Origin of the sequence: Streptomyces sp. NBC_01267, from assembly GCF_036241575.1 — a bacterium.
Lineage (GTDB): Bacteria > Actinomycetota > Actinomycetes > Streptomycetales > Streptomycetaceae > Streptomyces.
On record NZ_CP108455.1, the window covers coordinates 5,185,985 to 5,199,498 of the forward strand.

11 protein-coding genes are annotated in these 13,514 nt (G+C 66.9%); 6 read left to right on the forward strand and 5 right to left on the reverse strand.

Features of this window, described 5'->3' with window-relative positions; translation table 11 throughout:
• Nucleotides 1-265: 265 nt before the first annotated feature.
• The 6 genes from OG709_RS23810 (at nucleotide 266) to OG709_RS23835 (ending at nucleotide 7,073) form a co-directional block, all read left to right on the forward strand.
• Complete coding sequence (locus tag OG709_RS23810) at nucleotides 266-1,900, forward strand: peptide ABC transporter substrate-binding protein (RefSeq protein ID WP_250298111.1); 1,635 nt, start codon at nucleotides 266-268, stop codon at nucleotides 1,898-1,900.
• A gap of 138 nt (nucleotides 1,901-2,038) precedes the next feature.
• On the forward strand, nucleotides 2,039-2,968 hold the full coding sequence (locus tag OG709_RS23815; protein ID WP_250298110.1) for an ABC transporter permease: 930 nt from the start codon (nucleotides 2,039-2,041) through the stop codon (nucleotides 2,966-2,968).
• Nucleotides 2,961-3,902: an ABC transporter permease gene (locus tag OG709_RS23820; protein ID WP_250298109.1), complete on the forward strand. Its 942-nt coding sequence runs from the start codon at nucleotides 2,961-2,963 to the stop codon at nucleotides 3,900-3,902. The genes OG709_RS23815 and OG709_RS23820 overlap by 8 nt, the downstream gene beginning before the upstream one ends.
• A 14-nt stretch (nucleotides 3,903-3,916) precedes the next feature.
• Nucleotides 3,917-4,975 (forward strand): ABC transporter ATP-binding protein, encoded by a 1,059-nt coding sequence (locus OG709_RS23825; protein WP_250298108.1) that lies wholly within the window; start codon nucleotides 3,917-3,919, stop codon nucleotides 4,973-4,975.
• Complete coding sequence (locus OG709_RS23830) at nucleotides 4,968-6,134, forward strand: ABC transporter ATP-binding protein (protein WP_250298107.1); 1,167 nt, start codon at nucleotides 4,968-4,970, stop codon at nucleotides 6,132-6,134. Before OG709_RS23825 ends, OG709_RS23830 begins: the two co-directional genes overlap by 8 nt.
• Before the next feature lie 177 nt (nucleotides 6,135-6,311).
• Nucleotides 6,312-7,073, forward strand: a complete 762-nt coding sequence (locus tag OG709_RS23835; RefSeq protein WP_329167665.1) for a hypothetical protein — start codon at nucleotides 6,312-6,314, stop codon at nucleotides 7,071-7,073.
• A gap of 54 nt (nucleotides 7,074-7,127) precedes the next feature.
• Here OG709_RS23835 and OG709_RS23840 read toward each other — a convergent pair whose 3' ends face one another.
• From OG709_RS23840 to OG709_RS23860, 5 genes are all read right to left on the reverse strand, one after another.
• Nucleotides 7,128-8,141: an ABC transporter ATP-binding protein gene (locus tag OG709_RS23840; RefSeq protein ID WP_250298105.1), complete on the reverse strand. Its 1,014-nt coding sequence runs from the start codon at nucleotides 8,139-8,141 to the stop codon at nucleotides 7,128-7,130.
• Between the two features lie 23 nt (nucleotides 8,142-8,164).
• Nucleotides 8,165-9,196: an ABC transporter ATP-binding protein gene (locus OG709_RS23845; protein WP_250298104.1), complete on the reverse strand. Its 1,032-nt coding sequence runs from the start codon at nucleotides 9,194-9,196 to the stop codon at nucleotides 8,165-8,167.
• A gap of 22 nt (nucleotides 9,197-9,218) precedes the next feature.
• Entirely contained in the window at nucleotides 9,219-10,199 is a 981-nt protein-coding gene (locus OG709_RS23850) for an ABC transporter permease (RefSeq protein ID WP_250298103.1), read from the reverse strand.
• A gap of 90 nt (nucleotides 10,200-10,289) precedes the next feature.
• On the reverse strand, nucleotides 10,290-12,074 hold the full coding sequence (locus OG709_RS23855) for an ABC transporter substrate-binding protein (RefSeq protein WP_250298102.1): 1,785 nt from the start codon (nucleotides 12,072-12,074) through the stop codon (nucleotides 10,290-10,292).
• An 88-nt stretch (nucleotides 12,075-12,162) separates the two neighbouring features.
• Nucleotides 12,163-13,197, reverse strand: coding sequence for an ABC transporter permease (locus tag OG709_RS23860; protein WP_250298101.1), 1,035 nt, complete (start codon nucleotides 13,195-13,197; stop codon nucleotides 12,163-12,165).
• Nucleotides 13,198-13,514: the final 317 nt, after the last annotated feature.

Consider the following 13,514-nt stretch of genomic DNA (forward strand, 5'->3'; position numbering starts at 1 on the left):
GGTGTCTGTCTGTGCTTGGTTTGTCCGGATTTCGGGCAAGGCGCCGGGGCCGATGTTGTAAAAACGAGACCCTTTAAGTGTGGTTTACGGCCCGGTCGTACTTAATAGTTGGCGTTACTGAGCTCGGGTCAATGGGTCAAGCACTGTGGGGAGTGTCGACTCACGAGCACACTCGGGGCACTTGAAAACGCACGCTGTCAGGGGTGTCAGCGCGCGTAGAACGTGCCCCTCTTTCTTGATTCAGTGGACTCATGAGGAGGAACCCATGCGCGGTGCCAAGAGCGCCAAGTGGGTCGCGGGGGCGGCAGTTGTCGCACTGGCAGCGACCGCCTGTGGCGGCAACGACAAGTCCGGCAGCGACAACGCCGGCGGGACTGTCGACCCGAAGGGCGTGCTCAGCTACCAGAGCAGCGAGCCGCAGCACCCGATCCAGCCGGCCAACGGTATGGAGACCGGCGGTGGCCGCATCGCCGACGCCATCTTCGACGGCCTCGTCGACTACGACGCCAAGACGGGTGCGCTGACCAACACGGTCGCCGAGTCGATCAAGCAGGACGACGCCAGCCACTACACCATCAAGGTGAAGAAGGGCTGGACGTTCCACAACGGCGAGACGGTCACCGCCAAGTCGTTCGTGGACGCCTGGAACTGGGGCGCCAACGCCAAGAACCAGCAGCAGAACGCCTCTTGGTTCTCCGACATCGAGGGCTACGACAAGGTCCACCCGGCGAAGGGTGACCCGAAGGCCGCGACCATGTCGGGTCTGTCCACCCCGGACGACTACACGATCAAGGTCACGCTCGCCAACCCGGCGCCGTACTGGACCTACAAGCTGGGCTACACCGCCTTCGCGCCGCTCCCCAAGGTCTTCTACACGAACCCGAAGAAGTACGGCCAGGAGCCCATCGGCAACGGCCCGTACGAGTACGTCAAGTGGAACCACAACAAGGACTTCCTGACCAAGACGTACGCGAAGTACGCGGGTCCGAACAAGCCGAAGAACGGTGGTGTGGACTTCAAGTTCTACACGACCGCCGAGGCCGCCTACCAGGACGCCGTCTCCAACAACCTCGACGTGCTGGACCAGGTCGCCCCCGCCGACATGGCCAAGTACCACCAGGACCTGGGCAAGCGCGCGGTGGACGCCCCGCAGAACTCCATCCAGACCATTGCCGTCGCCGAGTACGCGCCGACGATCAAGGGCCTGAAGGACCGCGGGAAGTTCATGCAGGGCATCTCGATGGCGATCGACCGGGACACGATCACCAAGACGGTGCTCGCCGGTTCGCGTATCCCGGCCACCGGCTTCGTGCCGCCGGCCGTCAAGGGCTACAACGCCGACGCCTGTGGTGAGGCCTGCACGTACAACCCCACCAAGGCCAAGCAGCTCGTCACGGAGGCCGGTGGCGCCAACGCCAAGGTCTCGGTGCTGTACAACGCCGACGGTGGCCACAAGGAGTGGGTGACGGCCGTCTGCGCCAACATCACCCAGAACACCGGCGTCAAGTGCGAGCCCGACTCGAAGGCCGACTTCAAGACGACCCTCGACGTCCGCACCAACCACAAGGTCCAGAGCTTCTACCGCTCGGGCTGGGTGCAGGACTACCCGCTGAACGCCAACTTCCTGAAGGACCTGTACGGCACCACCGCCGCGGGTAACGAGGGTGGCTACTCCAACAAGGAGTTCGACAAGCTCTCCGCCAACGCCGACAAGGCCGCGACGCTGGACGAGTCCGTCAAGCTCTACCAGGAGGCGGAGAAGGCGCTCATCAAGGACATGCCGGCCATCCCGCTCTGGTACTACAAGACGAACGCCGGCTACTCCAAGAACGTTGAGGATGTCACCTACGACACCTTCGGTGTTCCGGTCTTCGCCGACATTCAGGTCTTCAAGAAGTAATCAGGCCGCTAACGGTCGAATCACCCCGGCGCCCCCGCGAGGCATAGGCGCCAACCGTGTGCACGACGGCCGGGTCCGCCGCTCCCCCACAAGGGGAGCGGTGGACCGGCCGCCGCGGCGGCTGACAATGGAGGCTTCATGGGGCGCTACGTCGCGAGGCGACTGCTCCAGATGATCCCGGTGTTCATCGGGACCACTCTGCTCATCTTCCTGATGGTGTACTCACTTCCCGGCGACCCCGTCCGGGCCCTGTGGGGCGACAGACCTGCCGACCCGCAGGCAATGGCGCGGTTGAGGCACGAGTACTGGTTCGACCGACCGGTACTGATGCAGTACCTGCACTACATGAACGGGCTCATCCACCTGGACTTCGGTACCAGCTTCGTCACCGGCCGCCAGGTCATCGACGTGATCAAGGACGCCTTCCCGGTCACGATCAGGCTCGCGCTGGTGGCCTTTGTCATCGAGATCGTCGTGGGCCTCGGCCTCGGCCTCTTCTCCGGGCTCAACCGCGGGAAGCTCCCGGACAAGCTGGTGCTGCTGATCACGCTGCTGCTGATCTCGATTCCGGTGTTCGTGCTCGGATTCATCTTCCAGACGGTCTTCGGCAACCAGCTCGGCTGGATCACCCCAACCGTCCAGGACTCCAGCGACATCACCCAACTGCTGCTGCCAGGCATCGTGTTGGGCTCGCTCTCCTTCTCGTACGTCGCCCGGCTCAGCCGGACCTCGCTCGCGGAGAACCTGCGCGCGGACTACATCCGTACCGCCGTGGCCAAGGGGCTTCCCCGCCGCCGCGTCATCGGTATCCACCTGCTGCGCAACTCCCTGATCCCCGTGGTCACCTTCCTCGGTACGGACCTGGGCGCCCTGATGGGCGGTGCCATCGTCACCGAGGGCATCTTCAACGTCCACGGAATCGGCAATGAGCTGTACCGGTCGATCAACCAGTCGGACAACACGACAGTGGTCGGCATCGTGACGATCCTGGTGATCATTTTCCTGCTCTCCAGCCTCATTGTCGACCTGCTGTACGCCGCTCTGGACCCGAGGATCCGTTATGCCTGAGTCCCTCACCACCAAGTCCGAGGCAGGCACGGAGACCCCCGCCGTCCTCCCGGCGACGCCTGCTCCCGACAAGGCGCGCAGCCTCTGGTCCGACGCCTGGCAGGACCTGCGGCGCAACCCGTTCTTCGTCGTCTCCGCCGTGCTGATCGTCTTCCTCGTCCTGGTCGCGGTCGCCCCGGGTCTCTTCACCTCGGTCGATCCCGCTCACGCGGACCTCGCCAAGCACTACCTGGGCAAGCCCAACTACTCGCACGTCTTCCAGGGCGACTGGTTCGGCTACGACGTCCAGGGCCGCAGCATCTACTCCCGGGTCCTCTACGGCGCCCGGTCGTCGATCATCGTCGGTGTCTGTGCCACCGCGGCGGTCGCGATCGTCGGCGGTGTGGTCGGCATGATCGCCGGTTACTACGGCGGCTGGATCGACTCGCTGCTCTCCCGGATCACCGACGTCTTCTTCGGTATCCCGCTGCTGCTCGGCGCGATCGTCATCCTCAACGCCTTCGCCCACCGCACCGTGTGGTCCGTGGTGCTCGGGCTCGGCTTCCTGGGCTGGACCCAGATCGCCCGTGTCATGCGCGGTTCGGTGATGACGGTCAAGCAGGCCGACTACGTCCAGGCCGCCAAGGCCCTGGGTGCGGGCACCCGTCGGATCATGCTCCGGCACATCCTGCCCAACGCCATCGCTCCGGTGATCGTCGTCTCCACCATCGCGCTCGGCGGTTACATCGCCACCGAGGCGACGCTGTCGTACCTCGGCATCGGGTTGCCGCCCAGCGCCGTCTCGTGGGGCAACGACATCTCCTCGGCGCAGAACGCGGTCCGGGACGCCCCGCACGTGCTGTTCTTCCCCAGCGCGATGCTGAGCGTCACCGTCCTCGCGTTCATCATGCTCGGCGACGCGGTGCGCGACGCCCTCGACCCCAAGCTGCGCTGAGGAGGGCGTACGACGTGACCATCATCGAAGAAACCGCGAACGTCCCGGCGCCCCGGTCCGGCGACTCCGACAGCTCTCCGCTGCTCGAAGTCCGCGACCTGCACGTCGAGTTCCACACCCGTGAGGGTGTCGCCAAGGCCGTCAACGGCGTCAACTACACCGTCGGTGCGGGCGAGACCCTCGCCGTGCTCGGCGAGTCCGGCTCCGGCAAGTCCGTCACCGCTCAGGCGATCATGGGCATCCTCGACATGCCGCCCGGCAAGATCCCGCAGGGCGAGATCCTCTTCCGCGGCCAGGACATGCTCACGATGTCCAACGAGGAGCGCCGGAAGATCCGCGGCCAGAAGATCGCGATGATCTTCCAGGACGCGCTCTCCTCGCTCAACCCGGTGCTCTCCGTGGGCTACCAGCTCGGCGAGATGTTCCGCGTACACCAGGGCCTGTCCCGCAAGGACGCCAAGGCCAGGTCCATCGAGCTGATGGACCGCGTCAAGATCCCGGCCGCCAAGGCGCGGATCAACGACTACGCCCACCAGTTCTCGGGCGGTATGCGTCAGCGCATCATGATCGCGATGGCGCTGGCCCTGGAGCCGGACCTGATCATCGCGGACGAGCCGACCACGGCGCTCGACGTGACCGTGCAGGCCCAGGTGATGGACCTGCTCGCCGAGCTCCAGCGCGAGCTCAACATGGGGCTCATCCTGATCACCCACGACCTCGGCGTGGTCGCCGACGTCGCGGACAAGATCGCCGTGATGTACGCGGGCCGGATCGTCGAGACGGCGCCCGTGCACGAGCTCTACAAGCGCCCGGCCCACCCGTACACCCGGGGGCTGCTGGACTCGATCCCGCGGCTGGACCAGAAGGGCCAGGAGCTCTACGCGATCAAGGGCCTGCCGCCCAACCTGCTGCACATCCCGTCCGGTTGTGCGTTCAACCCGCGCTGCCCCAAGGCGACGGACCTCTGCCGTACGGACACCCCGGCCCTGCTGCCGGTCACTGAGCAGGACGGCGGCGCGCTGCCGGGCCGCGGCAGCGCGTGCCACTTCTGGAAGGAGACGATCCATGGCTGAGCTCGGCAAGAACGGCGAGGCCGTCTCCGAGGCCGTGCCCTCCGAGGGCACCCCGAACCTGGCCAAGGTCGAGGTGGTCGACGTCTCGACGACCACCGAGGTGGAAGCCGTACTGGACGCTCCCGTCGAGCGCGGCGAGCCGATCCTTCAGGTCCGGAACCTGGTCAAGCACTTCCCGCTCTCCCAGGGCATCCTCTTCAAGCGCCAGATCGGTGCCGTCAAGGCGGTCGACGGGATCTCCTTCGACCTCTACCAGGGCGAGACCCTCGGTATCGTCGGCGAGTCCGGCTGTGGCAAGTCCACCGTCGCGAAGCTGCTGATGACGCTGGAGACCGCCACGGCGGGCGAGGTCTTCTTCAAGGGCCAGGACATCACCAAGCTGTCCGGGCGGGCGCTGAAGGCGGTGCGGCGGAACATCCAGATGGTGTTCCAGGACCCGTACACGTCGCTCAATCCGCGTATGACGGTGGGTGACATCATCGGGGAGCCGTACGAGATCCACCCCGAGGTGGCTCCGAAGGGTGACCGGCGCCGCAAGGTGCAGGAGCTGCTCGATGTCGTGGGTCTGAACCCGGAGTACATCAACCGGTATCCGCACCAGTTCTCCGGCGGTCAGCGTCAGCGCATCGGCATCGCCCGCGGCCTCGCGCTCAACCCCGAGATCATCATCTGCGACGAGCCCGTCTCGGCGCTGGACGTGTCGGTGCAGGCGCAGGTCATCAACCTGATGGCGAAGCTGCAGGACGAGTTCAACCTCTCCTACCTCTTCATCGCGCACGACCTGTCGATCGTCCGGCACATCTCCGACCGGGTCGGCGTGATGTACCTCGGCAAGATGGCCGAGATCGGTACGGACGAGCAGATCTACGAGCACCCGACGCACCCGTACACCCAGGCGCTGCTCTCGGCGGTCCCGGTGCCGGACCCGGAGGCCCGCGAGGGCCGCGAGCGGATCATCCTGGTCGGGGACGTCCCCTCGCCGGCGAACCCGCCGTCGGGCTGCCGGTTCCGTACCCGCTGCTGGAAGGCCGAGGCGCGCTGCGCCGAGGAGCTTCCGCTGCTGGCGATCCCGGAGCGCTTCCAGGGGCAGAACACCCCGGCGGCGCACGAGTCGGCGTGCCACTTCGCCGAGGAGAAGGACGTCGTGGGCGCGGCCTGATCCTGATCCACCCGTACGCACACGGAGCCCCCGCCCGACCGGTCAGCCGACCGGCCCGGCGGGGGCTCCGTTGCTGTCCGATGGCGGCGTCCCCGACGGGGGCGTACGCGGGCGGTCGTCGGAGCATCGAAACACAATCCCGTTGCGGGGCCGGGCCGGAGCCTGTTGAGTGGCCGGATGGATCTGGGGACCGATGAGTACGAGCAGGCCGCGCCGACCGCCCCGGTGCCGTCCGCGTACGACGTACGCGCGCGGGAGGCGGCCCGAAACAACGCCGAATGGTGCGACGCCCTCTGCCGGACGCACGGCGTGCGGGGCGAGTTCGGTGCCGCCGCCTGGACGGCCGCCGAGCGGACTCCGCCGTTCTACCCGGACGCGGTGACGCTGACCCCGGGCGCTCCGGTACGCGAGGTGCTGACCGCGGTCGACACCGCGACGCCCGGCTGCACCGTCAAGGACAGCTTCGCCGACCTGGACCTGACCGGGGACGGCTTCGAGGTCCTCTTCGACGCCCAGTGGATCCACCGCCCGGCCGGTGCGCCGGTCCCGGCCGCACCGGAGGGCGTGCGCTGGGCGCGGATCCGTACGGAGGAAGAGCTGGCGGACTGGGAACGCGCCTGGGACGGCGGGGTGTCGGACCTCTTCCGTCCGGGACTCCTCGCGGACCCGGGCACCTCGGTCCTCGGCGGTTACGCGGGGGACCGCCTGGTCGCGGGCGCGGTGGCCACCCGGAGCGGAGCGGTCGTCGGAGTGTCCAACCTGTTCGCAGTGGACGGCACGGAGCCGGACGCCGCCTGGGCGGGCTGCCTGGGAGCACTGGCGGAACTCTTCCCCACGGCGCCGGTGGTCGGCTACGAACACGGCGACGACCTGACCTCCGCACTCCGCAACGGCTTCGACGCGGTGGGACCGCTGCGGATCTGGCTGCGCAGCGCCTGAGGGATCCGCCTACGGTTCGCTCAAGGGGCCGTGGGCGGTCGGGCTGTTCCCGGATCAGGCCGGCGGCTCCTCGGGGAAGTGGCAGGCCGTCAGGTGGCTCTCCTTGCTGTCCGTCAGCCGGAGCAGCGGGGGCTCGTCCGTGGCGCACTTCTCCGTGGCCTTCCAGCAGCGCGTACGGAACCGGCAGCCGGACGGCGGGTTCAGCGGCGAGGGGACGTCGCCCGTGAGGCGGATACGGCTGTCCTGCTGCTCGGCGTCGGCGTCGGGGACCGTCGCCTCGGGGACGGCGGACAGGAGCGCCCGGGTGTACGGGTGGCGCGGGGCGCTGTAGAGGCTCTCCCGGTCGGCGATCTCGACGATCTTGCCGAGGTACATCACCGCGACCCGGTGCGAGAAGTGCCGGACGATCGCCAGGTCGTGGGCGATGAAGAGGAACGAGATCCCCATGTCGCGCTGGAGCTGCTGGAGGAGGTTGACGACCTGCGCCTGGATGGAGACGTCCAGGGCGGAGACCGGCTCGTCCGCGACGATCAGCTTCGGCTGGAGGGCCAACGCCCGTGCCACGCCGATGCGCTGGCGCTGCCCGCCGGAGAACTCGTGCGGGAAGCGGTTGTAGTGCTCCGGGCTCAGCCCGACGATCTCCAGCAGCTCGCGGACCCGCTTCTCCTGGCCCCCGGGCGGATTGATGCCGTTGACCTCCATCGGACCACCGACGATCTTGCCGACCGTCTGGCGCGGGTTGAGGGAGGAGTACGGGTCCTGGAAGATCATCTGGATCTCGGAGCGGACCGGCGCCAGTTCCTTGCGGGAGGCGTGCGAGATGTCGCGGCCGGCGTAGGTGATGCGACCACGGGTGGGTTCGAGGAGCCGGGTGATGAGGCGGCCCGTCGTCGACTTGCCGCAGCCCGACTCGCCTACCAGGCCCAGCGATTCGCCCTCGTGGACGGTGAAGTCCAGACCGTCCACGGCCTGCACGTCCGCGATCCTGCGCTTGAAGGGGAAGCCACCCATCACCGGGAAGTACTTGGTGAGGCCGCTGACTTCGAGCAGGGGGGTGGGGGTTGTCATGGTCGGTGTCCCTTGGCTCTCGGTCAGCTCAGCCGGGGCTGGATCTGGTGGGTGAAGAGGTCCTGTCGCTGTTCCGCACTGAGGTGGCAGGCCGCGCCGCGCCCGGCGGTGACGTCCAGCGGCGGCTGCTGGGTGACGCAGGCGTCGCCCTCGACCTGGTCCTTGAAGGTACAGCGCGGGTGGAAGCGGCAGCCCGTCGGCGGGTTGAGCAGGCTCGGCGGGGTGCCGGGGATCGGGGTCAGCGGAATGCCCAGCGGCGAGGACAGACTCGGCATCGACGCCAGCAGGCCCCAGGTGTACGGGTGCTGGGGTGCGGTGAGCACTTCCTTCGTGGTGCCCCGCTCCACGCACCGGCCGCCGTACATCACCAGGACGTCGTCCGCGACGTTGGCGATCACCCCCAGGTCGTGGGTGATGAAGATGATCGACGTCCCGGTCTGCTGCTGGAGGTCCTTGAGCACATCGAGGATCTGCGCCTGCACGGTGACGTCGAGCGCGGTGGTCGGCTCGTCGGCGATCACCAGCTCGGGATCGCAGACCAGTGCCATCGCGATCATCGCGCGCTGCCGCATACCGCCACTGAACTGGTGCGGGTAGTCGTCCACCCGCAGGTCCGGCTGCGGGATGCCGACCTTGGCCAGCATCTCGATCGCCCGCTTGCGGGCTTCGCCCCGGGAAGCGCCGTTGTGCTTGCGGTAGGGCTGCGCGATCTGTGCGCCGACGGTGTGGTAAGGCGAGAGAGCGGTCAGTGCGTCCTGGAAGATCATCGACATCTTCTTGCCGCGAAGCCGCTCCAGCGTCCGCTCCGGGGCCCTGGAGAGCTCTTCACCGTCGAGGACGATCTCACCTTCGACAGAGGTCGTCTCCGGGTTGTGCAGGCCCAGGATCGTCAGGTTGGTGACCGACTTGCCCGATCCGGACTCACCTACGATGCCCAGCGTTCTGCCGCGCTCCACGTCGAAGGAGAGCCCGTCGACGGCCTTGACGGTGCCGTCCTCGGTGGAGAAGTGCACCTTCAGGTCGCGTACCGAGAGAAAGGGGGTGGTGGCGCTCATGCTCTTGTCTACTCCTCGGGCCTCAGGCCAGCCGCACGCGCGGGTCGATCATGGCGTACACCGCATCGATGATGATGTTGAAGATGACGATCGCGCCCGCGGCGACCAGGACGACACCCAGCAGCATCGGCAGATCGCTGTTGGAGACGGCCTTGATGGAGAGTTCACCGATGCCGTGCAGGGTGAACACCTGCTCGGTGATGATCGCGCCGCCGAAGAGCACCCCGAGGTCCAGGCCGAAGATGGTGGCGATCGGCCCCATCGCGCCGCGCCAGGCGAACTGGAAGAAGACCGTGGCGCGTGACAGGCCCTTGGCACGGGCGGTGCGTACGTAGTCCTCGCTGAGCGTCTCGACGAGCTGGGAGCGTGTCATACGGGTGTAGTTGGCCGTGAAGATGATCGACAGGACCAGCCAGGGCAGCAGCAGCCCGGTGGCCCAGGAGACCGGGTTCTGGGTGAACGGCGTGTAGGTGGCCCGGCTCAGCAGATGCCACTGGTCGACCAGGAAGTACGTGGCCAGGACGCCGACGACGTAGATCTGCATCGAGGAGCCGAGGAGCGAGGCCGAGCTGGCGATCTTGTCGACCGCCTTGCCCTGCTTGACGGCGGCGAGCATGCCTGTACCGACACCGAAGATCAGGTAGACCACGGAGGCGCCGATCGCCAGCGAGACGGTGGTCGGGAACCGGTCCAGGATGGTGCCCCAGACCGGCTCGCGGTTGGCGAACGAGTAGCCCAGGCAGGGCGCGTCGCAGTGCCCGAAGGTGGCGTAGTCGCGGCCGGCGAAGACACCGACGAGCCAGTGCCAGTACTGGACCGGGACCGGGTCGGAGATCCCCAGGTTGTGGCGTACGAGTTCCAGGGTCTGCGGGGTGCAGATCTTGCCGCAGGCCATCCGGGCGGGATCGCGTGGGGCGGCGTAGAAGAGGTAGAAGGTGACGGCGCTGATGATCAGCAGGATCACGAGTGCGCCGAGTGTCCGGCGAATGAGGAAGCGGAGCATGGGCGTTCGTGGCTTTCCTGGGGAGCGCCGTCAGGCGGATGGACAGGACCTGGGAGGCGGCGGCACGAACTCCCGCCGCCTCGTGGCCGGTTACTTCTTGACGTACAGCTTGTAGAGCATGCAGCCGTCGAAGTTCGGGTCCATCTGGACGTTGCCGACCTTGGAGCCGTGCAGATACATGCGGCGCATGTAGAACTCGGGGATGACCGGAGCCTGCTCCATGATCTGCTTGTCCAGCGCGGCCCACGCCTTGCCGGCCTGCTCCTGGTCGGCGATCGCGGTGGCCGCCGCGATGGCCTTGGTGACGGCCGGGCTGGTGAAGTGCGCGTAGTTCGGGGAGTTGTCGAAGACGGTTCCCTTGTCGAACAGCGGCTGGAAGACGGTGTAGCCGGTCGGCCAGTCCGCGGACCAGGCGGTCCAGTAGACGTCGTACTTGTTGTCGACCTTGCCGAAGATGTCGTACATGGAGTTCTGGTCCACCGGCTTGGTGATGCAGTTGAAGCCGGCCTTCTCCAGTGCCCGCTGGATGACGACCGCGATCTTGTCGTAGGTGTCCGTCTGCGGGTAGGCGAGGACGATCTTCTGGCCGACCTTGCCGATCTTCTTCAGCATGGCCTTGGCCTTGACCGGGTCGCCGGTCGGGGTCGTCAGCTTGCCGTAGAGGTCGAACTTCTCGTAGCCGGAGACGAGCGGCGACATGATCGTGGTGGCGTAGTCGCCGAAGGAGTCGCCGCCCGCGGTCTGCCGGATCTGCTGCAGCGGCCAGGCGATGTTGAGGGCCTTACGGACCTCGGTGTCGGTGATCCGGGTGGTGTTGATGGACCACATGCTGGTGCCGGAGCCGATGCCCTGGACGATGCGGCTCTTGAACTTGGGGTCGGTGAGGACCGTTTGCACCCGCTCGGTGGCGACGTTGATGTCGATGGTCACCGCGTACTTGTCCTTGCCGGCGTCCGCGATGAAGCGGTCGGTGCCGGCCAGCGACGTCGGGCCGAACTCGAACTCGAACTTGTCCGGGTACGCGTTGCGGATCGGGTCGGTCTTCGGGTCCCAGTGCTCGTTGCGCACCAGCTCCATGGACTTGTCGGTCACATGGCTGGTGATGCGGTACGGGCCGCAGGAGTAAGGCTTCTTGTCGTACGCCTGCTTGGTGTCGTGCTTCTTCGACGCCACCGCGTACGTGTACATCGCGAGCGTGAAGTTGAAGTCCTGACGGGCCGTCTGGAGCTTGAAGACGACGGTCTTGTCGTCCGGGGTCTGGACGGCGTCGAGGCTCTTGCCCGTGTAGGGGCCGGAGTACTTCTTGCGGAAGTCGGTGAGCGAACCGGTCAGCCAGCCCTGGGCGTACGTGGCGCCCTCCGTGGTGAAGTCCGCGAAACCGCGCTCGATGGAGTACTTGACGTCGGCGGAGGTGACGGCCGAGCCGTCCTCCCACTTCAGCCCGTCCTTGAGCGTGAACGTCCAGGTCTTGCCGTTGTCACTGACGGTGCCGACATCGGTGGCGAGGTCGCCGACGAGGGTCATGGAACCGTCGTCGGCGATCTTGTAGCCGGTGAGGGCCCGGGTGACCATCAGGTCGAGGGACGAGTTGGGCGCGTAGTAGATGCGCTGCGGGTCCAGGTGCGTGAAGTCGCCGCGGTTGATGACCTGGACGGTGCCGCCCTTGGTGGCGCCGGGGGCCTCCGGGGCAGGACCGGTGGAGTCGGCCTTGGTGCCGACCGCGATCTTCGAGGTCTTGGCCGCGTCGTGCTTGCCGTTCGAACCCGAGCCGGAGCCGCCACCGGCGTTGCCGGAGCTGCAGCCGGCGAGCCCCATGGTGCTTGCGGCCGCGACCGCCGTGGCGGAGATCAAAAAGGTTCTGCGCGAGGTCGTCATCAAGTCCTGCCTTGTCGATGGAGATCAGGGAGAAGCGGAAGGAGCGAGGTGGCCCGGGAGCCGGGAGGCGTCACCGCCGGGTGCAGGGTCAGCGGTTCGTCTTCGGGTCGACCGCGTCGCGGACCGAGTCGCCGAGAAGGTTGAAGGCGAGCACGAAGACCACCATCGCCACACCGGGGAAGAGCATGAAGGTGATGTCGTCGCTGTAGACCGCGGCGCCGCGCTGGATCATCACACCCCAGTCGGGCGTCGGGTCGACGATGCCGACGCCGAGGAACGCGAGGCCGGCCTCCGCGGTCACGAACGCGGGCAGCCCGAGCGTCGCCTGGATGAGGATCGGCGTCCACAGGTTGGGCAGCAGCTCCTTGAAGATGATCCGGGCCGGCGAGGCGCCCGTCACCTTGGCGGCCTCGACGAACTCCCGCTCCCGCAGGGCCAGTACCTGACCGCGCAGCAGCCGGGCGATCGAGGCCCAGCCGAACGCGGTGAGTACCCCGACGAGACAGAGCACCGTGAGCCAGATCGGCGTGCTCTCCTCGGGAGAGACGAAGACGCTCAGGACGATCGGCATGAACGCGATGAAGAAGAGCGTGGAGGGGAACGCCAGCAGGATGTCGATGACCCGGCCGACGAAGTAGTCCGTCTTCCCGCCCAGGTATCCAGCTGTGACGCCCACGGCCACGCCGATCAGGACGGTGAACAGGGTGGCCGCAGTGGCGATCAGCAGCGAGTTCCGGATGCCGTACAGGAGGAAGGTGAAGACGTCCCGTCCCAGGCCGGGCTCGATACCGAACCAGAAGTCGGAGCTGATGCCGCCGTTGGGTTTGACCGGGTTGGCGAAGTCGTTGAGGAGCCCCGGGGTGTCCTGGCCGTAGGTGTCGTACGGGTTCTTGCCGTACAGCGCCGAGATCAGGGGCGCGCATATCCCGATCAGGAAGAAGAAGAGGACGACGCAGGCAGAGACCACCCCGGTCCTGTCGCGCTTGAACCTGAGCCAGGCCAGCTGGCCTGGACTCCGGGCTTCGGCGCCCTTGTCGGGGCCGTCGGGGTGCCGGGACTCCTCAGCGGCTGCGATGGCGTTGGTGTCCACCGAGAAGCTGGGGGCCGGGGATGGCGTGGTCATCGAACTCCTGTCCCCGAACGGAAAGCGGCGTCCTCCGGGTGGGAGGAGCTAAGGGGTTGGAACGGACCCAACCAATGGAGTTGACAGTGGTCAATGCACGGTGCAAGTCATCGACGGGTCTTTAGGTTGTTGATCTGAACTTGACAAAATAAATGATCTTCAGGGATTGACTCGTTCCCTGACGGAGCGGCAAACCGGGGTGAGCCGGACGGCTGCGTCCGGTCAAAGGTGTGTCCCTTTCGTTATGCGGGGCATCCGGGCGTTCTGGTGACGGATGGACACAGACGGCCCTGGTGGAAGTGCATTGCTCCTACTGT

Excerpts from the sequence above, each read along its gene's own strand:
- OG709_RS23850 (WP_250298103.1), bottom strand. The coding sequence starts at position 10,199 with ATGCTCCGCTTCCTCATTCGCCGGACACTCGGCGCACTCGTGATCCTG.
- OG709_RS23840 (WP_250298105.1), bottom strand. The coding sequence starts at position 8,141 with ATGACAACCCCCACCCCCCTGCTCGAAGTCAGCGGCCTCACCAAGTAC.
- OG709_RS23835 (WP_329167665.1), top strand. The coding sequence starts at position 6,312 with ATGGATCTGGGGACCGATGAGTACGAGCAGGCCGCGCCGACCGCCCCG.
- OG709_RS23820 (WP_250298109.1), top strand. The coding sequence starts at position 2,961 with ATGCCTGAGTCCCTCACCACCAAGTCCGAGGCAGGCACGGAGACCCCC.
- OG709_RS23855 (WP_250298102.1), bottom strand. The coding sequence starts at position 12,074 with ATGACGACCTCGCGCAGAACCTTTTTGATCTCCGCCACGGCGGTCGCG.
- OG709_RS23815 (WP_250298110.1), top strand. The coding sequence starts at position 2,039 with ATGGGGCGCTACGTCGCGAGGCGACTGCTCCAGATGATCCCGGTGTTC.
- OG709_RS23830 (WP_250298107.1), top strand. The coding sequence starts at position 4,968 with ATGGCTGAGCTCGGCAAGAACGGCGAGGCCGTCTCCGAGGCCGTGCCC.
- OG709_RS23860 (WP_250298101.1), bottom strand. The coding sequence starts at position 13,197 with ATGACCACGCCATCCCCGGCCCCCAGCTTCTCGGTGGACACCAACGCC.
- OG709_RS23810 (WP_250298111.1), top strand. The coding sequence starts at position 266 with ATGCGCGGTGCCAAGAGCGCCAAGTGGGTCGCGGGGGCGGCAGTTGTC.
- OG709_RS23845 (WP_250298104.1), bottom strand. The coding sequence starts at position 9,196 with ATGAGCGCCACCACCCCCTTTCTCTCGGTACGCGACCTGAAGGTGCAC.